Source organism: Cognatishimia sp. MH4019, from assembly GCF_020177595.1.
Lineage (GTDB): Bacteria > Pseudomonadota > Alphaproteobacteria > Rhodobacterales > Rhodobacteraceae > JAHTBL01.
Genome location: NZ_JAHTBL010000004.1, coordinates 289,976 through 312,540 on the forward strand (window position 1 = coordinate 289,976; position 22,565 = coordinate 312,540).

Consider the following 22,565-nt stretch of genomic DNA (forward strand, 5'->3'; position numbering starts at 1 on the left):
CGCTAGATCACCCCATCCGCCCGCAATTGAGCGCGGTCTTCCACAGTCAGACCCAACGCGTTCAAAATCTTATCCGTATCCGCCCCCAGCGCAGGCGGGGGTGTCTCAACCGAAAGTGGCGCTCCGTCAATCCGCGCGCCCGCCCGCACCACAGTGGCGCCCGCTGGCACATTTGGAACGTCGTCAAACCGGGCCAAAAACCCCCGATCCGCGATCTGCGGATGAGACAGAATTTCAGGCACGCTCATCACCTCACCTGTTGGCACACCCAGAGCGTTTAACTCGCGCACCCAGTGATCGGCGGGCTGTGTGACCAGCACTGTTTCAAGTTCGACCATCAACCGGAGGCGATTGGCCTTTCGATTCTCGCGCGTAGTGAAATCAGGGTCCTTCAGCAGATCCTCGCGGCCCAGATGACGCGCAAGGCTGACCCATTGCTCGTCCCGATTGGCCGCGATGTTGATATGCCCGTCGGCCACCCGGAACGTTCCAGACGGCGCAGAGGTCGGGTTCTCGTTGCCGTTTTGCTGCGGCGCGACACCAGCAATCAGATGATTGGAAATTGCCCAACCCATCGTCGCCAGCGTTGCTTCCAGCATCGACACGTCGATTACACAGCCACGCGGCGTGGCGTTCAGCGCAGCGCAGATTGCCATGGCAGCGGTCAGGCCGCCCACCGTGTCGGCAACCGGATAGCCTGCGCGCAAAGGCCCCTCGCCCGCGCGCCCGGTGATCGACATGACACCCGACACGCCTTGGACGATCTGGTCATAGGCGGGGCGATCCCGCCACGGGCCGTCCTGCCCAAAGCCAGAGATTGCAGCATAGATCAGCCGGGGGTTTTCGGCGCGCAAGACCTCTGGCCCCAGCCCCAAGCGCGCCATGACACCGGGGCGGTAATTCTCGACCACAACATCCGCGCTGCGCACGAGCCGTTTTAGCAGATCTGCGCCACGCGGGTCTTTCAGGTTCAACGTGACAGACGATTTCCCTGCATTCTGCGCCAGAAAGCTGACACCCATATTGGCTGCGTTCAACGCGGAATCAGCGCCCAATTGCCGGGCCAGATCGCCGCCACCCGGGCGTTCTATCTTGATGACCTCGGCACCCAGATGCGCAAGCTGATGGCAACAAAACGGACCCGCAAGGACGTTGGTCAAGTCCAGAACCCGCACGCCCGTCAGCACAGAAGTTGTCATCGTAATGCCCCTCGTTCCTGACAAGCACGCTATGCGAGCGCTGCGTCAGCGTCCATCAGCCTATTTATCTGACTAATTTTATCAGGATTGACGGGAACCCGCACACTCCCTATCTTGGATCGTGTTAGAGAATCCATCCAAGCCACCCTGTTCTCAGGTCAGCCCGGAGCCATAGCGCAACAGGAGAGACCATGACAACGCCAATGACCCGCCGCCTCTGGCGCGCCCTGATCGAGGCCACCCACACAGGCCTCTGCCCGACCGAACGCCGTTTGGCCCGCAGCCTGGACCGGATTGAATCATGGGGTTGATGATGACCGGACGCCCCGCCCCCACACCGCAACTGGTCGATGACACGCCCAGCTATGATGCGCAGGACCTCACAGGACAGGACGGGCTGGCCCGGATCGTTCTCAAAGACCAAATCTACACCCTACGCATCACCCGTGCGGGGAAACTGATCCTCACCAAGTAACCCCGCCACACGCGGACACTCCGCGCTTAGCCAAGGTCGCCATGTCGAAAGTTCCAAGCCCCTGCATTGACGTCTGCAAGTTCAAACGTCAGGGCCATTGCATCGGCTGTTCGATGACGAAGCCCCAGAAATCGCTGTTCAAGCAGCTTAAAAAAGCGAAACACCAGCAGGCGTTCGTGCACATGCTGGTGTCTCAACAAGACGCTTTAGGCAAATATAAGCACTGGGCAGAGGCCTATGCCAAGAAGTGCCGGAAGAAAGGGGCCAAAAACCCCGCCGCTTAGCGCAGATGCGCGCGCAGCATCCAGGCGAATTTCTCGTGGGTCTGACCGCGCGCGATGCACAAATCCTCGGTCAACGTATCGCCATGCTCGGCAGCCAGTTCACCGGCACCGCCAAGCGTCGCAGCCAACGTGACCTGCGCATCCATCATTGCTTTGATCATGGTTTTATCATCTGCGTGCCCGTCATGCTCGGTCACCTTTGAGCGCTTGAGCATTCCCGCAAGCATGCCTTCGGCGTGGGCATCCAGCGCTTTGATCCGCTCTGCCAAGTCGTCTTGGGCGACGAAATGATCTTCGTAGATTTCCTGAAACAACGCGTGCAGCGGGCCAAAGCCCATGCCCGTCACGTTCCAGTGAAAGTTTTGCGCCAGCATGGTGGTGACAGCCGTCTCGGCAACCGACTGATTCAGAGCCTCCGCAATTGCAGTGGTGGCGTCGGGGCTCAGGTTCGCAGCAGTTTGTGTCATTGTGGTATCCTCGTGATAAATATCAGCTGGCTGGCGACGGCTGGCTCGCTTCCCGTTAAAGATAAGCGAGTTCAATCGAAAGCCAAGTAGTTTTTTAGAATAATTCTAAAAACCGAGCTGGGCGAGTAGCGACAAGACCATCCGGTGCGTGTATTTCGGCAAGCGCGAGCCAAGCAGGAACGCAGCACTGTCGGTATCATCGTCACGCATCGCCGTAATCAACGACAGCAACCAGGCCTCATCGAAAGAGGCAACATGAACTGTTGGATGAAACACGACCGGCGCTTGCCCCCATGTGTCGCGCAGTAATTGCATCAGCGTCGTCGCTAAAATCTCGCGTTGAAGTGCAATGCCACAACCCACAGCAGCGCACACACAATAGCTGTCGACCCGCCCTGAGATGCGCGAGGCCCGCAGCAAATGCCGTAACGGTACCAATGTCGTGCGTTTCGTCTCGTCTAGCAGCATCGTGCGCTGCACTGACTTCAAAACGACTGGCTCGTTCAGAGAAACTGCATGTAAGGCCATAGTAAAGAATCTTACCCGGATTATTCCTGATTAAAATAATAAGATTATGGCTGCCTGCATAGTGTCGAGGTGACGCAGTTCGGCCAAAAGCCCCACAAAAAAGGGATTGCATAGGTATTCAATCAGAGTAGTCTCTGCGCGACAGCATACGGAGATACATGATGACCCCCGCAGATATGGAAGCTCGAATCGTCCGCTATGGCGATCTGGTGCCCTGCAAGACCGCCTTTATCGACGCCCACACCCCTGGCAGTGATCAGAAAGAGAACTTTACGATCATCGGCGGCGGCGTCTCGGAAAGTGCCGATCAGCATGTCCATATCCGTGACACGCCTGGGTTTAACATCGGGGCCGCTGGACAGCCTCCAAAATGCCGCAACTCGCTTCATACGCATTCGACCGCAGAAGTGTTTTTCGTTCTCAAGGGCCGCTGGCGGTTCTTTTGGGGCCGCTGGGGCAACGCGGGCGAGGTCGTATTGGAGGAAGGCGATATCTTCAACATCCCCACCGGCATTTTTCGCGGGTTCGAGAATATCGGCACCGATTACGGGATGATCATGGCGATCCTCGGTGGCGACGATGCGGGTGGCGGTGTTCTCTGGGCCCCCCAAGTGATCGAGGATGCAGCCGATCACGGGCTGGTTCTGGGCGAAAATGGCAAGCTCTATGATACCAAGAAGGGCGAAACGCTACCCGATGGCATCGCGCCGATGCCCTTGCTGGATCAAGCTGTTTTGGATCGTATGCCTGAACCCACGACGGCAGATGTCATCCCCAACTATGTCGCGCGTTATTGGGATATGATGGCGCTGGCCGACCGCCAGCCCGCCGATGTCATCTCAGAGACCGGCATGCTGCGCGACAAACCCGGCTTTACAGTGGAACTGCTCGCACGCGGCTCCATTTCAGATGACAGCTACAGCACGGACACGCACGAAGTTCTCATGCCTGTGCGCGGTCACTGGAAGCTAAGTTACGAGGGCGGTGAAACCGTGTTGAACCCCGGCGATACCTGCGCTGTACCGCCCGGCGTCACGCGCAGTCTGCGCCCTTCGATGACCGGCGAGGCAAGCCTTTATCGGATTCGCAGCACCGATGATCCCGCAGGTCCGACGCTGCCGGTTTAGGCGCTAAATAAATCCGAGCCGGCCCAGCGCATCGCGGGCCTGCTCACTTTCTTTTGGAGTGCCGTCCAGCACAGACGAATTGAGACGCTGCACAACAGAGCTGAGCTTTTGATCTGCAATCTGCCCGCGCAAAAGCGTCATAAGCTGATCATCCCGCATTTGCAGAATGGCGCTGGCAAGGTCCTGTTCGACCTTTTGAAAGTTAGACATGGCGATCCCCAGGTTCTGTCGTCTCCCTGTTACTTTTCTGACATCCTAATCGATTCTCACCAAACGATTTTTCAGGATCCCATAAGCACAAAGCGCCGCAGCGCGTGTAATTGACCGATGGCATCAAGGCCCAAATCGTCAATGATTACTGGTGAGCCCGTCTCGAAGATGGCGGCGCGCTGGCCATAAGCCAACGCGTCGATGTTTTTCTTGTTAATTTAGAAACCGGTACGCCAACGCCCGAAGTGGTCTGGGCAGTTGGTATCCGTGGGGCGTCACGCCTAGATCGGCAACCCGTAATAGCTGCGCAAATCATCCAGCCAATTCCGGTTTACCCGGTTGATCGCTTCAAGCTGTGGCGCATCGGCCAATTCGCTCGAGGTCAAATCCAGCACCAGATGAGTATCTTGGGCTGCTTTATGGCGCAGCTTTTCTAAAGGGATGACAAGCTGACGACCGGGCAAAACATTGCCGTTATCGATCACCATATGCGTGATTTTACGTTCTTCAGGTGTCATGAGGAAATCAACCAGATTGCCGAGTTCCCCGTCAGTGCCGAACACATCAGTTCCTTGGATCGTCGTGAATTGATCAAGATCATCAATTAGCTCCTCTGCAACACTGCTGTCTTGCTCTTGCCGACGCTGTCTGATCAGAGCCGCCATCATCGCGGGCGAGATCGTGTTGCCAAAAGGACCGACGACAACCGGCGGCATAGCGTCCAAGAAAATAGTGTCGTCTTCTTTCCAGACCGGCGCAGCCTCAAGCTGAGCGGCGGTGATATCAAGTTCGATAGATCGATCTTCAATCGAAATATCGGAAATCATTTTGCTGGATATCAGCACGGTATCGCTTTGAAGCCAGCTTCCAGTATCGACCAGCAGAAAGGCCAATGTGCCATCCGCGATCGAGAAGAATACATCTTTCACGGGATAGCTGTTGTCATTTATCTGCGCGTCATATCGCGCCAGATCTCCGAGTGAAAATAGCATACGTAACCTCCTGCAACTCAACGAATGTCTTTTGAGAAAGTTCCGGAACCTTTGGGGTGAGTCGCCCGTTGTCCAACTGAACAGCCAACGAAAGGACGAGAAAATGAATATCGATATTTTTGTCGCCGGGCTCGTTGGAGTAACTTTTGTTGCCGTGCTTATCTTCGCGTTGACGTCGAAGAAGAAGACACAAGAACGCATGGCTGATGACGATGCTCCCAAGTCCAGTCTTGCAGCGGATAGCAACGACCATCGCCGCGCAGACTACTGAGCGATCTGACAATCAAATGAAAACGCCCCGCTCCACATAGGAGCGGGGCGTTTTTTTGTTTGAAAGAGCGACTATTTAGCTGCGGCGCGCGTTTGATGCGTGAGAGCCAGCTTGCAAGCCATAAAGAAAGGCCTCTACCAGAGGTGGCGCTGTCACGGCTTTTGCGGCGGTTTCGGTAGTTTCCGGTTTCGGCGTTTGTTCGGAATCTCCCGAGCTCATTAAAACACCAATGATCACCAAACCGACACCACTATATATGGCTGCGATAATCAGAGCCGCTTGGAGAGCGCCAAAAGCAACTTCTAGTACGATCCAGCCAGCGGTGGTCAGAAAACCGATGCCGACGGCGATAAGGATAGACGCACAAATGCCCAGGGCGGCGCGACGGCCGGCCCGGGCAAAGGCGTTTTCAATTGCGCTGAGCATATTATTTCCGCGAACCCAGCATACCAATCAGGAAACCGACGCCGGCTGCGATCCCAAGCGCAGTCGCCGGTTGGCGTGTTACAAAATCATTGGCTTCTGCGCCAAGTTTTTGCGCTTTGACCTGTGCGTCGGCCAGCTGAGCAGCGCCAACATCGCGAGCTTGTTCAACGCGTTCGCGCACCTTCTCCTTGGCGTCTTCGGTTTTCGCGGTCCCCATCTCGGCCATCAGCGACGTCAGTTCTGCAATGTCTGATTTGATGGTGTTGATCTGCTCTGCCAGATCACCGGTGTTGGGACTTTTTGCTTTGCCATTTGTCATCGATGTATTCGCCATGACGGCCTCCTTTGCGTTGCGTGTCTGAGAAATGAACGCATTGCTGCCTTCGGAAGTTCCCTGAAAAAACTTGGGAACTGCACGGCACTGGCGTGAGTTTATTTTTCATCTTGGGCCATCTGGCCGTAACCTTTTGGAGGAAAAACAATGCTTTATTGGGCACTCGTCTTTTTTGTCGTCGCAATCGTCGCAGGCGTCATCGGCTTTGGTGGCATCGCGTCCGCATCTGCTGGCATCGCGCAGATTCTGTTCGTGATCTTCTTGGTGCTGTTCGCAGTCTCGTTGATCGCACGAGCCGCGCGCGGACGCTGACACTTTACAACAACGCACACAAGAAAAGGGCCACGCAGTAAAATGCGCGGCCCTTTTTCTATGCCAGGTACGAATTAATCAACCGCCAAGCAGCGCAGAATATGCAGCGACAGGAGGGAGCGCAGCCAGCGGCAAAGCGAGAAGACCAATCAACGAAATCACCCCATCGCGTGTCAGAAGTCCGGTCGCAATCAATGCGACGACGCCTCCAATCAAACTCGACGACATCGGGACAATCTCCAAGAACGGCAGGATAAGTCCAAGCACTGCGCAAAAGCTGTAAAGCACCCGTGAAGCCGGAGGCGTTACCAAAACAAGAAGGCGATTATGAGAGTGTTTGTCGATCCATTCAGCGGCCCGGCGAGCCTTGCGCAATGTCCATTCGGACCGGTCCGAGTCGATCTCGATAGCACCCAGACGGCGCGGCACCCAGATGCGCTTCCGCCCCCATGCGCCCTGCACAGAAATCAGAAAAATCAATATACCACAAAGGCTTGAGAAAAGCGGAATGCCGCTTAGAGGTGAAACAAGAAACAAAGACACCGTCAGCAAGCACGGCGAAAACGCCGCTGCGCCGAACGACCCCAAGATATCGCCGAGACACGCGTTTTTCTCCCGCGTGGCGTCTTCCAGCGTATCAACGATTTCGGTGATCGGTTCTGCGTTTCGCATGACACCTCTCTTCGCAGCAAAAAAGGCCGACCCGCCGGTCGGCCCTTTTGAAGTCTCTAAGAGACAGGTCGCATCAGGCGACCTTTTTCATCCAGTTGTCCACTTCGTTGCGGACCTCTTCTTTGCTCTTGCCGTATTTGGCTTGAATGATGCCTTCGAGCTTCTCGCGATCGCCTTCGGCACGGTCGACTTCGTCATTGGTCAATTCACCCCATTCGGACTGAACGTCACCTTTGATCTGTTTCCATTTGCCTTTAATTTGGTCCCAGTTCATCTCGCTCTCCTATGTTGATGATTACTAACCACTCAACCCCAGACGGCCCTGAAATGTTCCGTGCGCGTTATGCGTCAGACCATTTCCTCAGGCACGCCCGGCAGGTTCTTGCCGAACCGGCGTGCTGGCGCGACATTGTAAGGGACCAAGAAGCCGCGACGGTCTTCAGGCGCGCGCGCGGCATTCGTATCGCCTAAACGTCGCCAGTTTTGCACAGCGTCGATGCCCCCCAGAAACGGGTCCGGGTCAGCGTCACGCAACCAATGGCGGACGCAGCGCTCCTTGAGATGGCGCACGGTGTCATACACGGTTAGTTCGACACCAGCCTCTGTGTCCCAGCTCAGACTGCGCCCATTCAAATTGGCGGAAGAGACAATCGCTGCACGGTCATCAAAGATCGACACTTTGGCATGCAGATAAACCAACGGCGCCTGATGCAAAACGTCACGATCAGTGCCTGCGGCACGTTCAGGTTTAACCGGTGCACCGATAAAGGCGCGCTCTTTGAACGCGTCAGCCACCTGCATGACGCAGGACGCCTGCCGATACTCGCCATAGCGCGCGTCCAGGCTGCGAGAGCCTTCAAAAGCCACATCTTCAGGGGCAGCGGGCAGGATCAATACCAACCCCAAGGACGAACGGCGCGCTGCAGCAGTGCAAAGCGCATCCGCAACCTCGCGATCGCGAAAGTACTGCGTTTCAAGATAAATGAGGTCGCTGGCTTGCGCGATATTTTCCAAATGCGCTTTGCGCAGAGTTTGGATTTTCGGAAGCGCAGACATGGTAAACGGCGCATTTGTCTTCGGGGCAGATACCGTTTGCAGAAACGGACGCGGCAAAGCCTGCGCGGCTTTCTTGCCTCGGGTCACCTTTGTGAAACTGTCCAGATGACGCTTGGCGGATTGCGCAAGATCAGCATCGCCAACCAACATCTGGACGTCGTGCCAGGTTTGATCGCCATCACGATCATGATCAGGCGTGTCATAGCGGCGCTCGTTCAAATCAAGCCCGCCGACATAGACATGCTTGCTATCAATCACTGCAATTTTGTGATGATGGGTCGCGGGCATTAGCTGCGTGCTTGGCCAAAATGGCACCTGCGCTGCGCCATCCTGAAAGCGTAACGGCCCATCAAGCGCTGGATGCTCTGTCCGAAAGCGCGCTTGGTCAGGTTTGGCAAGACCATTATAATGCGCGGCAATCTCTTTCAGAAGGCTGCGCGTTTTGGGCCAGATCGCAAAATTGGCAAAGCTTCCAACGCGCGCGCCATGCATCTCGGCCCGAACACGGATCAGATCGGGATGCCGTGTGACCTCGCGCAACGCAGCCCCACGTCGAACCGCGCGCCACGCCGTGCCGTGCAATTTCCAACGCACAACGGGTTCGAAATCGGACACGGTCAGATCAAAACGAATCCCTTGATCGAGCTTGTGGCGCACCAGGTCAAACCAGTCTTCGCCGATGGCGCGCGCCGCGTCACTGCGCAGCTTGGTGCTGAAATCAAAGATGCGAAACCCGGCCAGCACGTCGGTCTCGGCCTCAAGAACGGCCGTCTCGAAAGCTGTAAACGCTTCTTGGGCGGTAAGTAGGATCTGACAGGATCGGAGCGGTTGTGCATGTGTCATGGATCAGTAATCCACGACCTCGTCGCGAAAATCCTCGACACGGAAGCGCGTTTCGATGGCGTAGCTGGTAGGTGTTTCATGGACCTCGATCTCACCATTTAGCTGGGTCGCAAATGCACGGATCAGTTGTTGCCCCAGCCCGGTCGACAAATCATCCGGCGCCTCAGCCGCTACCGTATTCGGATTACGCGTATTTTCGATGAATAGGCGCGCAGTCTCTTCCTCGGAGAGCGATAGATGCACTGACAGATGCGCCGTCTCTCCTTCAGCTGCGCCCAGATATTTCGTTGCATTTGTCAACGCCTCCGAGACCAGCATTGCCAAAGGAACCGCTTGATCGGGGAAAACAATGACAGGCTCCAGATCAAGGTTAAGCGTGACTTTCCGGTCATCGCGCGTCCCGATGGCCTGACTTTGCTCAACAATCTGTTCAATCAGCTTTGCCGCGCTGATCTGGGTCAGCGTTTCGGCTTGGTAAAGCGTCCGGTGCACACCCGAAAGCCCCATGATCCGGTCTTGCACCTGACCCAGCGCATACTTCGTCTCGGGTGAGCGGGCCTTGCGAATCTGCATGTTCATGATCGACGAGATGATCTGCAGGTTATTCTTAACCCGATGGTGCACTTCCTTGAGCAGGATCGACTTTTCGCGCAGGCGATGCTCTTGCTCGGCTTCGTCTTGGATAAGATCTTCGGCAAGGCTGCGAAAACCGTCTTCAATCATCAGCAACTCCGCAGGAGCGCCGCGATTTTGACCAAATTCCGGCACGGTGCGCTCTTGCGAGAAGCGCCGCATCGCCTTGTTCAAACGCGTGACGCGGGCGATGACAAAACGGTCAATGACAAACCATGCCACCAAGAGGCTGGACAGCCACATCACGAAGGGCAGCGCGATGTTTAACCAAGCAGCCGCGTCAGGGTCGTTATACGTCTCGTCAGTGTTCCACGAACTGAGGGCATAGACCACATCCGGGACAATCGGGATCACGGCATAGGCCAACTCATCCCCGTCCATATGTGTGTCTGTAAACGTCCGCGACTCACCATGGGCAAGCTCGGAGAGAGCGAAACTACTGGGCAATTTACGTTCGGCTTGTAGACGCCCACTTTCAGACGACAGCAGAGTGCCTTCGTGATTGAAGGTGACCAACGTCACCGGGTTCGCCTCGCCTAGAAAATCCTCGGATTCGACGACATCACGCAGAGGAAGCGCGCCCAGCATGAACCCTTTCAGACCGGTTCCATTAAAGACTGGCTGGGTCAGCGTTAGCACACTCATCTCAGTGGTGGGGTCATCCAGCAAGACATCGACCGTAGGCTTGGGTTCGGCGAGCAGCTTTTGAAAGCTTTCTTCTTCCGAATAGTCCAAGGCCATATCCGCAGTCGAACACACACTGCTTCCATCGGGCTCAATGAACCCAACGAAAGCGAATTTCTCGTCGGATCGCAAAAATCGCTTTAGAAAATTCTGGCAGACTTCTGGATCATCCAAAACCGACTCGATTGAGTTGGCCAAAGCCTGAGTTGCTCCGAAAGCGCGTTGGATCAATTGCCGCTCACCTGATGCAGCCGTTTCGGTCAATGCGCGCAGGGATAGATCGGATCGCAGCTCTGCTTCCATACCCAAGCGTTGGTTTTGCACAACGCCAATAACGCCGAGCGGCACCAGAGCAAGGGTTAGAAAAAACAGAACGCGCGTCGTCAGACGTTGATGCGCGGCGACGCGCTCTGTCATCTCATTCCGCCATTAACCCGCGAGGCAACGACAGCCATGGTCGCATCGTCTGTCAGCTCCATCGCCTCGTTCTCATTGATGTGCATTAACTCAGCCAACTTGGCCCGCCCGCGATTCACCCGACTTTTGATCGTGCCGATGGCCACGCCGCACATCTCGGCCGCCTCTTCATAAGCAAAGCCGGATGCACCAACAAGGATCAGTGCCTCGCGCTGTTCATCCGGCAATTGCACAAAGGCCGCACGGAAGTCAGTCATCTGAAGCCGTCCGTCATGGTCAGGCTTTTGCGACAGGCTTTCGGTGAAGACGCCATCAACATCTGCCACTTCGCGTTTGGTTTTGCGGCGGCTGGAATAATATGTGTTGCGAAGAATGGTAAAAAGCCAGGCCCGCATATTCGTGCCCACCTCAAATTTTTCGATGTTGGTCCAGGCTTTGACCAAAGTGTCTTGCACCATGTCATCAGCTGTCGCCGAATTGCGCGTCAGCGACATCGCAAAGGCACGCATTGCCGGCAGATGGTCTACCAGCTCGTCTTTGGGATCAGGCGTGCTCATTTTGCGTTGTTGCTCCCATTGCCGGGCGCATCTTGCGCCTTGAGCTGAGCGAGAAGATCCTTGAACCGATCAGGAACGTCTTCCTTCAAGGTTTCGTCGTAGACGCGCTTTAAATTCGCATCAATGGTATCTTCGCCTCTTGGCCTTTTCTCATCCTGCGCCATGTTTGGCTTATCCCTTCCTCAATCGGTCGTCAAAAATTTGAACACTGACGGGAACTAACTGCAACATTGGGCGTTTGGTTCCATAAAATTTAAAAAAGGATGTCGGACATGACAACTTCTCAGGATTTCACAGCCGCCATCAGTGAAGCGCTCCCGTTTCTACGCCGGTATGGCCGCGCGCTGACCGGGGACCAAGACACTGGCGATCGCTATGCCGCCGCAACGCTGGAAGCTGTTCTTGAGGATCGCAGTGTGATCGACGCTGCTTCAACCGTAAAAACGGGCCTGTTCAAGATGTTTCACACATTGTGGAAAAGCACAGGCGCACCCATCGAACATAACGAGACGGGTTTGCGCGCCGAAGCGCAAAAGCATCTGGCCAAGTTGACCGAGAATACGCGCGAGGCGCTGCTGCTTCACACAATCGAAGAATTCAATGTTCAGGCAGTTGCCGAGATCATGGATATCGACCAATCCGAAGCAGACCATTTGCTGTCCGTCGCGCGCCGCGAGATGGAAGACGCTATCGCGGGCCGCGTCCTCATCATCGAGGACGAGGCTATTATCGCGATGGATCTGGAAAATGTCGTCGCCGACATGGGCCATCGGGTGACGGGGATCGCGCGCACACGCGTTGGCGCAGTGGATATTGCCAATAAAGAGCGTCCCGATCTGATTTTGGCGGATATTCAGCTAGCCGATAATTCCTCTGGCATCGATGCGGTCAATGATATCCTCGCCGCACATGGCGACCGCCCGGTGATCTTCATCACTGCCTTCCCCGAGCGTTTGTTAACCGGGGAACGTCCCGAACCGGCTTTCCTGATCTCCAAGCCATATTCAGAGGCGCAGGTACGGTCAGCGGTGAGCCAAGCGATGTTCTTCTCATCAACCGAAACGCTCAAAGCCTGATCGTTTCTAGTTATCCGAAATTCAAGCGCCCCAGATATCTGGGGCGCTTTTTTGTTAAAAAAAGCCCCGCCGAAAGGCGGGGCAGTTAATGGGCAGTCAGTCAGGTGGGCTGACTGCGGGACAATTTCTTAGGTCTTTGCAATCGCTCGCAGCATCCACGCCGCTTGCTCGTGAAAGGCTGACCGCGCTGTCGCCAAATCTTCGGTGACCGGGTCATGACGCCCTTCCGTAAGCTCGATCAATGCGTGCAGGCGATGTGCGATCCGTTCGTGATCGGCGGCCAGATCTTCACACATTTCCCCCGCTGTCGGCAGTTCGTGCTTATCGTCAATTGCGGAACGCGCCATGATATCCTTCATCGCCATCGGCGCAAATTGACCCAACGCTCGAATACGCTCTGCCAAATCGTCGGCAGCTTCGAACATGTCCTCGTACTGCGCTTCGGTCAGATTATGGATCGAATAAAACAGCGGACCTTCCACATTCCAATGATACGCGTGGGTCTTGAAAATCAGGCGATACGTGTCCGCCAATACATCAGCCAAACCGTCAGTGATTGGCTTGACGTCCTTCACACCGGAATGAACTTCATCGGTCTGGGGTGCGACTTTCAGGGCATTTGCCATGATAAATCTCCTTTCTCATTCGAGTCTTTTCTAAACGCGAGAAAGAGGGAACTGTTCCTGTCACAGCGCAGGTTTTTCTGGCGACAGATCACTTACGTTGTCCGGCTGACCCTACCAATCAAGCGCATCAAGCAGCATCTGTTCGGTGAACGGGCGGTCGACCTTTCGCCACTTACCCTCTGGCAACGACAGCGGAACCGAGCTGCCATTCGTTAATACGATTTGAGAACCTGACGCGATCCAAGCCGCGATTCGCTGATTGGTCTGCACCTCGTCCATGGGCGTATCTAGAATGATGATTTGCGGCGATCCTTGGGGGAAATCGCCGCCATCCAAAGTCTCCACCGATAGCAAATTGACCCCTGGAAACGCAGCGCGCAGGGCCTCTTGCATGTCTGTCCGTACAAACGGATCGGTTTCGATCAGAAGAATATTCACAGGAGTTGATCCAGGACGCGGATAAAGAGACCTCTTTATGGAACCCTTCGACGTCATGCGCATTAAACTGTGACGTAGCAACGAGAGGTAATTTCTGATCATGGCCACGCATTGCGAAAGCTGTCCGCTCCACAAAAGCACGCTCTTTACAGATGTCAGTCCTGAGGATCGCCGCATCACACAGCGTTTTAAATCAGGGGAATTGATGGTCGATCCCGGAACGCCTGTAATGATGGAAGGCACGAACGCGCCACAACTCTATACTGCGCTACGCGGAATGGGTCTGCGTTATACGACATTGCCCAATGGCGAACGTCAGGTCATAAATTTTGTCTTTCCCGGTGATTTCATCGGCTTGCAGGCTGGCGTCATGGGTGAAATGAGCCATTCTGTCGAAGCGACGACCGCCATGACATTGTGTGTTTTTGACCGCAGCGATTTTTTCAAGTTCTTCAAGTCAAACCCGTCGCGGGGATACGACATCACTTGGCTTGCTGCAGTCGAGGAGCATTTTTTGGGCAGCTCCCTTGCAACTGTGGGTCAACGGTCGGCAATCGAGGCCGTCGCTTGGGCACTATTGAAACTTTTCCAGCGAGGCGAACAGCTTGCGTTGGTCCGACAGGCCAAAATGCCTTTGCCTTTCCGGCAACAGGATCTCGCAGATGCGCTAGGCCTGTCTTTGGTTCATACCAACAAAACGCTCGCGAAACTGCGTGACCGTCAACTGGCCGCCTGGTCCAATGGCGTGCTGCAAGTCAATGACCCCGAGATGCTTGCTGAAGTGGCACTTACCGAATTTGAACCACTGCCGAAACGCCCCTTTATCTGACGCAGTTTAGCCCGCCTAACTGCGCGGGCCTGCAACCAGCCAAATGATGAAGCCCAGCAGCGGCAAGATCAGCACAAGCAAACACCACAATACTTTCGCACCGGTGCTGACGGATGAGCCGACGATAGATATGAAAGCCCAGATATTCAGGCCCAATAAAATCAGGCTCCCCAGCCCAGCGATCTCTACCATCTCAAACCTCCATTGCAGGTTGGCGCGACCGCGCCCAACGCTTTCATAGATAAGCGCCTTGGTCAGACATCGCTAGTCTGTGCGGGTCTCGTCATCGTCCCCATCCGGCAAATCGCCATGGGCTTGCAACCGGTCACATCCCCACAAGATTATGAAGCTCAGCACCGCAAGGAATGTCGCTTCCATCAGAAAACCCAGCCCGCACGCGATGCCGATCCCGCCAACGCCCCAGATCGCCGCGCCACTGCCGACACCGCGTAATCGCCCGTCACCAGAATTGGAGATAATTGCGCCTGCTCCAAGAAACCCGATCCCGCCGACAAGTCCTTGGATCAGCCGGGTGGGGTCAACGCTAAGCGCAGGGTCGCTCGCCACTGAGCTTAGCGAGAAATTCAGCGTCACCATCATCAGGCCTGCCGATCCCAGAGAGACGAGCATGTAAGCGCGAATCCCAAGTGGTTTGGCTTTCATCTCGCGCTCGACCCCGATCAGAAAGCCCAGACCCAAGGCTACAGTCGCGCGCAAAGCAAAGTCGGCAAACTCAATCATGGCGCGTTTCGCTCAACTCGTCTTTGACCTGTCCATAGGCCATCAACGAGAAAATCGCGGTGCCGCCGATCACGTTGCCTGCCAGCACCGGCAGGAAAAACCGGGTCATGGCGTCTGCGAATGATAGGTCATTCTGCACCATCAGATAGGCCATTTCGACCGATCCAGCGACGATATGAGTAAAGTCACCCGCCGCGATCAACCATGTGAATGTGGCAATCAGCAAGAAGGATGCGCTTTCGGCTTGCGGCAGCATCCACACGATGCACGCCACCAGAACGCCTGCGGGAATAGCGCGGAAAAATGCCTCTTGCGGGGCGAAACCTGTTGCGTGGCGCGACAACTCCATCATAGCGGGGGTAATCTCGGCCGGCAGCGCAGGCGTGTAGACATAAAGCGTGGCGACCGCGAATGCACCGACGACATTGGCCCCCAAGACAATTCCCCAAAGGCGGATCATCCGACCCAACATTGAGCCATCGCCGGTATGAATGACCGGCAGGACGGTCGTAATCGTGTTTTCGGTGAAAAGCTGCATCCGACCAAGGATCACGATCAGGAAACCCAGTGAATATCCCAGATTTTCAATAAGATATCGCGATGGTGTGTCTGGCAGATAGGTGCGCAAGATGGCCTCTCCGACAACGGAAAAACTGATCATGATACCCGCAGCGATTCCCGACCAGATCAATGCACGGTTGGTGCGCTCAAGCTCTTCCTCCCCGTCGCGCCGGATCACTTCATAGATCAGCTTCGGAGCGAGCTTTGAGGCGCGTTCGACCGACATCTCGTCATTTGTCTCTTCAAGCGTGCCGTCCCGTTGATCTAATGCGTCTCGGTCCTGCGCGGGGTCGATTGCCATGTGTCATTGTCCTTTTCGCGTAAAGCCCCTCTCAACGCGCAGCGCTTGATTTGGTTGCGAAATTTCTTCGCGGCATCGACCATGGCAGGGAACTTTCCTCATCCTAAAGCGTTCACACCAATCATTTCTGACAAGACCTACAGAGGACCCATGGAACAAATCGAAGCTGTCACCGAAGACGCCGCAAACTGGTTTTCAAGCATTTTTACGATGGAGATTTACGACGGCAGATCCGTCGCTGATCTTCTGACGTTGGAGGCCTTGCTCGGCATTGCCGGTAATGTCATCGCCGCCATTGCGATTATTCTGCTGGGTTTCATGGTGTCGGGCTTCTTGCGCCGCCGGGTGCGTCAGCTGGGCGAAGATCACGACACGCTGGATGACACGCTCTTCATCTTCTTGGGCAACATTGCCAGATACACGGTCCTCGCCTTCACCGCGCTCTTCGTGCTCAACACATTTGGCGTTCAAACGACTTCTATTATCGCTGTTATCGGTGCGGCAGGCTTGGCGATCGGTTTGGCTTTGCAAGGCACATTATCCAACGTCGCCGCAGGTGTGATGATTATCCTTTTTCGCCCCCTCAAGATCGGAGATTTCGTTCAGGTCAATGACGTGATGGGCACGGTCAAGGAAATCACGCTCAACTATACCGAGATCGCAAGCCTGGGGAATGTGAAGGTGATCGTGCCAAACTCCGAGGTTTGGGGAAACACGATCAAGAACTATTCTGAGTATCCCACGCGCCGGGCCGAGTGGACATTTGGCGTTGGCTACGGGGTTAATCTGGCCGATGCAGAACGTGTAATTCACGACACGATCATGGCCGATGACCGCTCGCACTCCGATCCTGAGCCGTTTATTCAAGTGAATAATCTGGGCGGCAGCAGTGTCGATTTTCTGGTGCGGGTCTGGTGTAGTTCCAGCGATTACTTCCAGTATCAGGCCGACATGAAGCGCAAGGTGAAAGAGGCGCTGGATGCGGCTGATATCAACATTCCCTTCCCCACACGCACCTTGGTGCACGAGACGCCCGCAATCTCGCTTGTGGACGACAAACGCGATGACAAGGATGATCAGTCCATCGCCGCTGAATAAGGTGTTTCAGACCCTGCCCGTTGCATGACGGGTGGGGTCTTTCCGTTGCCTCAGCCCCAAAAATACCCCTGCGACTTTTCTGCTATTGATTTATCTGATTATTTTACTCAGAAATAGGGCCGTATAGTCTAGCCATTCTGCATCCCAAGCCGAAAGCCCGACGCTGTTTTTCAAGCTTGGCATCGCGATGCACCTGATCCTGTCTTCCAAATCCACTTTGGCCAAGTCGCTGTCCAACTGGACGCGATTACGGTCGATGCTTGTCCTGCAGCACACCCACCATTCCAAGTGCTTCCTCAAGGAGAACCCGATGAAGACCGCCCCCCTTTTGCTAACCCCACTCGCGCTTGCGCTGGCGACCCCGGCCTTCGCCGTGGAAAAGGCCGACGTTTTGGACAATTACGCCAATATCGCCGCTGCAAAATATGCCGACAGCCTGACCACGGCCCAACGTCTGCAAACCGCCGTCGACGCCTTGATCGCTGATCCCTCAGCCGAGGCGCTGCAAGCTGCCAAAGCCGCTTGGCTGGCCGCGCGCGTCCCCTATCAACAGACCGAGGTTTACCGCTTCGGCAATGCCATCGTCGACGATTGGGAAGGCAAGGTGAACGCCTGGCCGCTTGACGAAGGTCTGATCGACTATGTCGATGGCACCTATGGAGGTCCATCCGACGAGAATGAGTTTGCGGTGCTGAATGTCGTGGCGAACCCGTCCTTCAGCCTGTCCGGCTCGGATGTTGATGCTGCCCAGATTACACCTGCCTTACTCGAAGAGACCCTGCACGAAGCTGACGGCATCGAGGCCAATGTCGCGACCGGCTATCACGCAATAGAGTTTTTGCTATGGGGTCAGGACCTGAATGGCCATGACGCCGGCGCGGGCAATCGCCCATGGACCGACTACGCCTCAGGCGACGCCTGCACCGGCGGCAATTGCGACCGCCGCGCGGAATATCTCAAAGCGGCGACCGACCTGCTGGTCTCGGATCTTGACTGGATGGCCGCGCAATGGGTCGAGGGGGGTACTGCCCGCGCGACCTTGACCGAGAACGAAGATGCCGGGATTTCCGCCATTTTGACCGGCATGGGCTCGCTGTCTTACGGCGAACAAGCTGGCGAACGGATGCGCCTTGGCCTGATGCTGAACGACCCCGAGGAAGAGCATGATTGCTTCTCCGACAACACCCATAACAGCCACTATTATGACGGGCTGGGTATCCAGAATGTTTATCTGGGAGAATATGTCCGCATTGACGGCACACTCGTCTCGGGTGCGTCGCTGTCGGGCATGGTTGCAGCAGCCGACCCCGCCTTGGACGCTGAAATGCGCAGCAAACTGTCAGACACGATGATGGCGCTTGGCCGCATCAAGACCGCAGCAGAGGCAGGTTTTGCCTATGACCAAATGCTGGAGCAGGGCAATGCAGGGGGCGAGGCGTTGATCATGGGCGGCGTCAACGGACTGATTGACCAGACACGGTCGATCGAACGTGTGGTCGCTACCCTTGGTGCCGACGCGATTGAGTTTGAAGGATCTGACAGCCTCGACAATCCCGACGCGGTTTTTGAATAAAAAGCGCCAGTCAAAACATGTCGCCCGACTGCCTCGAATGGTCGGGCGGCGCTCATGTGATGCTGAGGTTTTTGACCACAGCATTGCTCAACATTTAACGCATCAAGGTGGTCCTCCCATGCCCGCCAGCTTCCACTCTCTTGCCGTTCTGACAATCTGCGGCGCTTTGCTCTCCAGCACCGCGGTTGCCGATGTCACGCTTGAGCCGCATCTGAATATCATCCCCCGGACCGAAGCCGAGGCCGCACGCATTGCCAAGGTTCTGACGCCGCCCGACGATTTCACCACCGCAGCTCCGTTCGAGGAAATGTCCGCAGGCGCGGCCACCGTTCGGGCACGCAATAACGCCGATGCGTTCTCGCAGCCCTCTGGCAATATCTCGTTCGAGGATGAGTTGACCTTTAAGGTTGGCAACGGCCTGTTCAAGAAGCTCTGGGTTTCGTCCCCTTCCTCAACGATGGCGTCAGACGGGCTTGGCCCGCTTTATAATGCGCGCTCTTGCCAGCGCTGCCATATCAAGGACGGGCGCGGCCACCCGCCAGAGCTGAATGACACCAACTCCATTTCGATGTTTCTGCGCATCTCGATCCCCGGTGGCCCTGACGATGGCATGGCCCAGATCGAAGACTATATCGCGACATTGCCCGACCCGGTTTACGGCACGCAGATGCAAGATTTTGGCATTGCCGGAATGCCAGCCGAATACAGCCTGCAGATCGCGTATGAAGAGCAACGCCTCGAGCTGTCAGAAGGGGAAAGCGCCAGCCTGCGCGTCCCAACCTACACCGCCGCCGATCTGGGCTATGGGCCACTGCACCCCGACGCGATGCTCAGCCCGCGCGTCGCCCCACAGATGATCGGCCTTGGCCTGCTGGAGGCGATCCCGGCGGCCGACATCCTTGCGCTGGCCGATCCGGATGACGCCGATGGCGATGGCATCTCGGGCCGACCCAATATCATCTGGTCTGCCGAATTTGACCAACCCATGCTGGGTCGTTTTGGCCTCAAGGCTGGCGCACCGACAGTGAAAGAGCAATCCGCCGGGGCGTTTGCTGGCGATATCGGCATCTCCAATCCGCTGAACCCGAACGCATGGGCGGAATGCACCCAAGCGCAAACCGACTGTCGAAACGCACCCCATGGCGACGGAGATACCCGCGTGACCGAAATTGACGCCGAAGGGCTGGATCTGGTGACATTCTATAGCCAGAACCTTGCCGTGCCTGCCCGCCGAGACGTCAATGACCCGCAGGTGCTGCGTGGTAAGCAAGTGTTCTACGAGACCAACTGCGTCGCCTGTCACCAACCCGCATTCGTCACCCACCGGCTTGAAGACCAGCCAGAACAGAGCTTTCAGCTGATCTGGCCTTACACCGATATGCTACTACACGATATGGGCGAAGGGCTTGCCGACAATCGTCCCGAAGCCCGCGCCAATGGCCGCGAATGGCGCACGCCACCTCTTTGGGGTATCGGCATGACAGAACGGGTCAGCGGCCATACGTACTTCTTGCATGACGGGCGCGCCCGAAACTTGCTGGAAGCCGTGCTTTGGCATGGGGGTGAGGCCGAGGCGCAGAAAGACGCCGTTATCTCCATGCCTGCTGCGGACCGTGCCGCGCTGATCGCCTTTTTGGAAAGCCTTTAACACATGCGACTCATCGTTCTTCTTTTGGCTCTGATGCCGTTGGCCGCACTCGCGGACACGCGGCAGATCGTCGATACCCAGATCCTGCCCGGTGTCACGCAACTGGCCGAACGTGCAGAGACACTGCACAAGACCGCCAGGCAGAACTGCACGCCAAGCATGCCCTTGAAGGACGCCTACAGCACCGCGTTTGATGCGTGGGTCACCATCAGCCATCTGCGCTTCGGCCCGACCGAGACGGACGACCGCGCCTTCGCGCTGGCCTTCTGGCCCGATAGTCGGGGCGCGACACCCAAAGCGCTGTCCAAGCTGATCAGCCAAAGCGACCCGATTGCCCAGACGGCGCAAGGCTATCGCGACGTCTCCATCGCTGCGCGCGGATTTTATGCGCTTGAGTTCCTGCTCTATGATCCCGCCTTCACCGACGCAGGCAAGCCAGAGTATCGCTGCCAACTGATCCAGACGATGACTGCTGACATCGCCCTGACAACACGCGCTATCGCGCAGGACTGGCATGGAAGCTACGCAACCAAGTTGATCGACCCCTCCGCCGATGGCCCGTACCGCACCGATCAGGAGGTCACGCAAGAGCTGTTCAAAGCGCTCAGCACCGGCTTGCAGTTCACATCAGAAACGCGCTTGGGCCGACCGCTCGGCACTTTCGACAAACCGCGTCCTTTGCGGGCTGAAGCACGCAGGTCAGATCGCTCCTTGCGCCATGTAGAGCTGTCGCTGAGCGCGCTGCAATCGCTAGCTCTGGCCTTGGCGTCAGACGCGCCTGAGCTGCAAGGCACCCTTGATCAGCGGTTCACAAAAGCCCTTGAAGTCGCGGGGCGCATTCAAGACCCCAGCTTTGCAGGCGTCGCTGATCCCGCTTCCCGTCTTAGGGTCGAAGCCTTGCAAAGCGCGGTCGAAGCGATCCGCCTGACCGTTGGTCTTGATCTGGCCTCCCACTTGGGCGTTTCCGCCGGGTTCAACGCGCTGGACGGTGACTAGAATGACGACGCGTCGTCAGGTTCTTGCAGGGCTTCTTGCTACCGGCCTCACCCCGCGTCCCTCATGGGCCGATTTGGGCGGTCCTGCATTTCTGTCTGCGGCGGGTTTGCCTGATGGCGGTTATGCGCTGTGTGGTATCAGCGCCGCGCATGACGTGCTCTTTCGCCTGCCGTTGCCCACGCGTGGTCATGCCGCCGCCGCGCATCCCACGCGCCCCGAGGCTGTCGCTTTTGCCCGCCGTCCCGGCACCTTCGCGCTAGTCATCGACTGCCGCACTGGTGACGTCCGTGCGACACTCAACGCACCGACCGGGCGGCATTTCTACGGCCATGGCGTCTTTTCCCAAGACGGCACACGACTTTACACAACCGAAAATGATTTTGAAGCCGGTGAAGGCCGGATCGGCATTTGGGACGCCACCCAAAACTATCGCCGCATCGCCGAAATCCCAAGCGGCGGCATCGGCCCCCATGACATCAAGCGTTTACCCGGAAAAGACACGCTTGTTGTCGCCAATGGCGGTATCGAAACCCATCCGGATAGCGGGCGCAGCAAGCTGAACCTGCCCACGATGCGCCCGAATCTGAGCTATATCGACCAAGGCGAGGTTTCGGAACAGATCGAACTGACGGCAGACTTACACAAGAACTCCATCCGCCATCTGGCCGTCTCTGCCAGCGGGGAGGTTGCTTTCGCGATGCAACGGCAAGGCGACATCACAGACCTGCCACTTCTGGCTCTGCACAAGCGCGGAACAGCGCCACGTCTGGCGCAAGCGACCAGCACCGACTGGCGCGCCATGCGCGGCTATATCGGCAGCGTCGCGTTCTCGACCAGTGGTCTGCAGCTCGCAGTCACCTCCCCGCGTGGTGGGCGGGTTCAGTTATTCGACACCCAAACAGCGACGCTACAGGATCAGGTGCAAATGGCAGATGTCTGCGGGGTCGCGACAACGCGCGACGGTCTTGTTGTTACCTCAGGAACAGGTGCGATCCGCTTTCTATCCGGGCGCACCACCCCGGTGCCGGGTCTGCGCTGGGACAACCATTTGGTCGCCATCCGAGAAAGCTCCACTTAACCGCATCATTTCACTCGACAATTCGCTTGCCAGCCTGACGCCGCGTAAAAAAGTGGCCCCAAGACCACCACGCAGCACCTCATGGTTGAAATCACACGGTAATACCTGTTTCT

30 protein-coding genes are annotated in these 22,565 nt (G+C 56.5%); 12 read left to right on the forward strand and 18 right to left on the reverse strand.

Annotated features, from left to right (window positions below):
* Positions 1-2: 2 nt before the first annotated feature.
* Positions 3-1,199 (reverse strand): CaiB/BaiF CoA-transferase family protein, encoded by a 1,197-nt coding sequence (locus tag KUW67_RS09585; RefSeq protein ID WP_224825064.1) that lies wholly within the window; start codon positions 1,197-1,199, stop codon positions 3-5.
* 313 nt (positions 1,200-1,512) lie between these two features.
* On the opposite strand from KUW67_RS09585, the gene hemP reads away from it, so the two are divergent.
* Together hemP and KUW67_RS09595 are read left to right on the forward strand one after the other, a co-directional pair.
* Complete coding sequence (gene hemP, locus KUW67_RS09590) at positions 1,513-1,674, forward strand: hemin uptake protein HemP (RefSeq protein WP_224825065.1); 162 nt, start codon at positions 1,513-1,515, stop codon at positions 1,672-1,674.
* Between the two features lie 41 nt (positions 1,675-1,715).
* On the forward strand, positions 1,716-1,958 hold the full coding sequence (locus KUW67_RS09595) for a DUF1289 domain-containing protein (RefSeq protein WP_224825066.1): 243 nt from the start codon (positions 1,716-1,718) through the stop codon (positions 1,956-1,958).
* Here KUW67_RS09595 and KUW67_RS09600 read toward each other — a convergent pair.
* Together KUW67_RS09600 and KUW67_RS09605 are read right to left on the reverse strand one after the other, a co-directional pair.
* Positions 1,955-2,425 (reverse strand): Dps family protein, encoded by a 471-nt coding sequence (locus KUW67_RS09600; RefSeq protein ID WP_224825067.1) that lies wholly within the window; start codon positions 2,423-2,425, stop codon positions 1,955-1,957. The genes KUW67_RS09595 and KUW67_RS09600 overlap by 4 nt on opposite strands.
* Positions 2,426-2,530: 105 nt before the next feature.
* Entirely contained in the window at positions 2,531-2,953 is a 423-nt protein-coding gene (locus KUW67_RS09605; protein WP_224825068.1) for a hypothetical protein, read from the reverse strand.
* Between the two features lie 161 nt (positions 2,954-3,114).
* Between KUW67_RS09605 and KUW67_RS09610 the strand changes: the two genes are divergently transcribed.
* A complete protein-coding gene (locus tag KUW67_RS09610; protein WP_224825069.1) occupies positions 3,115-4,080 on the forward strand; it encodes a cupin domain-containing protein in 966 nt (321 codons plus the stop codon).
* 3 nt (positions 4,081-4,083) lie between these two features.
* Here KUW67_RS09610 and KUW67_RS09615 read toward each other — a convergent pair whose 3' ends face one another.
* Together KUW67_RS09615 and KUW67_RS09620 are read right to left on the reverse strand one after the other, a co-directional pair.
* On the reverse strand, positions 4,084-4,290 hold the full coding sequence (locus KUW67_RS09615; protein WP_224825070.1) for a hypothetical protein: 207 nt from the start codon (positions 4,288-4,290) through the stop codon (positions 4,084-4,086).
* Between the two features lie 281 nt (positions 4,291-4,571).
* Positions 4,572-5,219: a PRC-barrel domain-containing protein gene (locus KUW67_RS09620; RefSeq protein WP_224825071.1), complete on the reverse strand. Its 648-nt coding sequence runs from the start codon at positions 5,217-5,219 to the stop codon at positions 4,572-4,574.
* Between the two features lie 166 nt (positions 5,220-5,385).
* Here KUW67_RS09620 and KUW67_RS09625 point away from each other — a divergent pair, with 166 nt between their 5' ends.
* Positions 5,386-5,553, forward strand: a complete 168-nt coding sequence (locus tag KUW67_RS09625) for a hypothetical protein (RefSeq protein ID WP_224825072.1) — start codon at positions 5,386-5,388, stop codon at positions 5,551-5,553.
* Positions 5,554-5,628: 75 nt separating this feature from the next.
* On the opposite strand, the gene KUW67_RS09630 is transcribed toward KUW67_RS09625, so the two are convergent.
* Together KUW67_RS09630 and KUW67_RS09635 are read right to left on the reverse strand one after the other, a co-directional pair.
* Positions 5,629-5,979: a hypothetical protein gene (locus KUW67_RS09630; RefSeq protein ID WP_224825073.1), complete on the reverse strand. Its 351-nt coding sequence runs from the start codon at positions 5,977-5,979 to the stop codon at positions 5,629-5,631.
* Position 5,980: 1 nt separating this feature from the next.
* Positions 5,981-6,313, reverse strand: a complete 333-nt coding sequence (locus KUW67_RS09635; protein ID WP_224825074.1) for a YqjD family protein — start codon at positions 6,311-6,313, stop codon at positions 5,981-5,983.
* A gap of 147 nt (positions 6,314-6,460) precedes the next feature.
* Between KUW67_RS09635 and KUW67_RS09640 the strand changes: the two genes are divergently transcribed.
* Positions 6,461-6,625, forward strand: a complete 165-nt coding sequence (locus KUW67_RS09640; protein ID WP_224825075.1) for a DUF1328 domain-containing protein — start codon at positions 6,461-6,463, stop codon at positions 6,623-6,625.
* Between the two features lie 78 nt (positions 6,626-6,703).
* On the opposite strand, the gene KUW67_RS09645 is transcribed toward KUW67_RS09640, so the two are convergent.
* The 6 genes from KUW67_RS09645 to KUW67_RS09670 all read right to left on the reverse strand — a co-directional run bounded on the left by KUW67_RS09645 (position 6,704) and on the right by KUW67_RS09670 (position 11,651).
* Complete coding sequence (locus KUW67_RS09645; RefSeq protein ID WP_224825076.1) at positions 6,704-7,297, reverse strand: exopolysaccharide biosynthesis protein; 594 nt, start codon at positions 7,295-7,297, stop codon at positions 6,704-6,706.
* Between the two features lie 73 nt (positions 7,298-7,370).
* Positions 7,371-7,571, reverse strand: a complete 201-nt coding sequence (locus KUW67_RS09650) for a CsbD family protein (RefSeq protein ID WP_224825077.1) — start codon at positions 7,569-7,571, stop codon at positions 7,371-7,373.
* Between the two features lie 74 nt (positions 7,572-7,645).
* A complete protein-coding gene (locus tag KUW67_RS09655; protein ID WP_224825078.1) occupies positions 7,646-9,196 on the reverse strand; it encodes a phospholipase D-like domain-containing protein in 1,551 nt (516 codons plus the stop codon).
* A gap of 3 nt (positions 9,197-9,199) precedes the next feature.
* Positions 9,200-10,930 (reverse strand): sensor histidine kinase, encoded by a 1,731-nt coding sequence (locus tag KUW67_RS09660; RefSeq protein ID WP_224825079.1) that lies wholly within the window; start codon positions 10,928-10,930, stop codon positions 9,200-9,202.
* Complete coding sequence (locus KUW67_RS09665) at positions 10,927-11,487, reverse strand: RNA polymerase sigma factor (RefSeq protein ID WP_224825080.1); 561 nt, start codon at positions 11,485-11,487, stop codon at positions 10,927-10,929. The genes KUW67_RS09660 and KUW67_RS09665 overlap by 4 nt, the downstream gene beginning before the upstream one ends.
* Positions 11,484-11,651 carry a NepR family anti-sigma factor gene (locus tag KUW67_RS09670; RefSeq protein ID WP_224825081.1) on the reverse strand — a complete coding sequence of 56 codons (168 nt, stop codon included), beginning with the start codon at positions 11,649-11,651 and terminating at the stop codon, positions 11,484-11,486. Before KUW67_RS09670 ends, KUW67_RS09665 begins: the two co-directional genes overlap by 4 nt.
* A 99-nt stretch (positions 11,652-11,750) precedes the next feature.
* On the opposite strand from KUW67_RS09670, the gene KUW67_RS09675 reads away from it, so the two are divergent.
* Entirely contained in the window at positions 11,751-12,563 is an 813-nt protein-coding gene (locus tag KUW67_RS09675; RefSeq protein ID WP_304522392.1) for a response regulator, read from the forward strand.
* A gap of 128 nt (positions 12,564-12,691) precedes the next feature.
* Here the strand turns inward: KUW67_RS09675 and KUW67_RS09680 are convergent, their stop codons facing one another.
* Positions 12,692-13,189, reverse strand: coding sequence for a Dps family protein (locus KUW67_RS09680; RefSeq protein WP_224825083.1), 498 nt, complete (start codon positions 13,187-13,189; stop codon positions 12,692-12,694).
* Positions 13,190-13,300: 111 nt separating this feature from the next.
* A complete protein-coding gene (locus KUW67_RS09685) occupies positions 13,301-13,627 on the reverse strand; it encodes a hypothetical protein (protein ID WP_224825084.1) in 327 nt (108 codons plus the stop codon).
* A gap of 100 nt (positions 13,628-13,727) precedes the next feature.
* Between KUW67_RS09685 and KUW67_RS09690 the strand changes: the two genes are divergently transcribed.
* Positions 13,728-14,456 (forward strand): Crp/Fnr family transcriptional regulator, encoded by a 729-nt coding sequence (locus tag KUW67_RS09690; protein ID WP_224825085.1) that lies wholly within the window; start codon positions 13,728-13,730, stop codon positions 14,454-14,456.
* Between the two features lie 15 nt (positions 14,457-14,471).
* Here KUW67_RS09690 and KUW67_RS09695 read toward each other — a convergent pair whose 3' ends face one another.
* The 3 genes from KUW67_RS09695 to KUW67_RS09705 form a co-directional block, all read right to left on the reverse strand.
* Complete coding sequence (locus tag KUW67_RS09695; RefSeq protein ID WP_224825086.1) at positions 14,472-14,648, reverse strand: PLDc N-terminal domain-containing protein; 177 nt, start codon at positions 14,646-14,648, stop codon at positions 14,472-14,474.
* Positions 14,649-14,720: 72 nt separating this feature from the next.
* Positions 14,721-15,197, reverse strand: a complete 477-nt coding sequence (locus KUW67_RS09700) for an MgtC/SapB family protein (RefSeq protein WP_224825087.1) — start codon at positions 15,195-15,197, stop codon at positions 14,721-14,723.
* On the reverse strand, positions 15,190-16,059 hold the full coding sequence (locus tag KUW67_RS09705) for a formate/nitrite transporter family protein (RefSeq protein ID WP_370634942.1): 870 nt from the start codon (positions 16,057-16,059) through the stop codon (positions 15,190-15,192). Before KUW67_RS09705 ends, KUW67_RS09700 begins: the two co-directional genes overlap by 8 nt.
* Positions 16,060-16,209: 150 nt before the next feature.
* Here KUW67_RS09705 and KUW67_RS09710 point away from each other — a divergent pair, with 150 nt between their 5' ends.
* The 5 genes from KUW67_RS09710 to KUW67_RS09730 all read left to right on the forward strand — a co-directional run bounded on the left by KUW67_RS09710 (position 16,210) and on the right by KUW67_RS09730 (position 22,452).
* Positions 16,210-17,157 (forward strand): mechanosensitive ion channel family protein, encoded by a 948-nt coding sequence (locus KUW67_RS09710; RefSeq protein ID WP_370634943.1) that lies wholly within the window; start codon positions 16,210-16,212, stop codon positions 17,155-17,157.
* Positions 17,158-17,467: 310 nt separating this feature from the next.
* Positions 17,468-18,730: an imelysin family protein gene (locus tag KUW67_RS09715; RefSeq protein WP_224825088.1), complete on the forward strand. Its 1,263-nt coding sequence runs from the start codon at positions 17,468-17,470 to the stop codon at positions 18,728-18,730.
* A gap of 118 nt (positions 18,731-18,848) precedes the next feature.
* Positions 18,849-20,378 (forward strand): di-heme oxidoredictase family protein, encoded by a 1,530-nt coding sequence (locus KUW67_RS09720; protein ID WP_224825089.1) that lies wholly within the window; start codon positions 18,849-18,851, stop codon positions 20,376-20,378.
* A 3-nt stretch (positions 20,379-20,381) separates the two neighbouring features.
* Complete coding sequence (locus KUW67_RS09725; RefSeq protein WP_224825090.1) at positions 20,382-21,374, forward strand: imelysin family protein; 993 nt, start codon at positions 20,382-20,384, stop codon at positions 21,372-21,374.
* Between the two features lies 1 nt (position 21,375).
* Positions 21,376-22,452 carry a DUF1513 domain-containing protein gene (locus KUW67_RS09730; RefSeq protein WP_224825091.1) on the forward strand — a complete coding sequence of 359 codons (1,077 nt, stop codon included), beginning with the start codon at positions 21,376-21,378 and terminating at the stop codon, positions 22,450-22,452.
* Positions 22,453-22,565 lie beyond the last annotated feature (113 nt).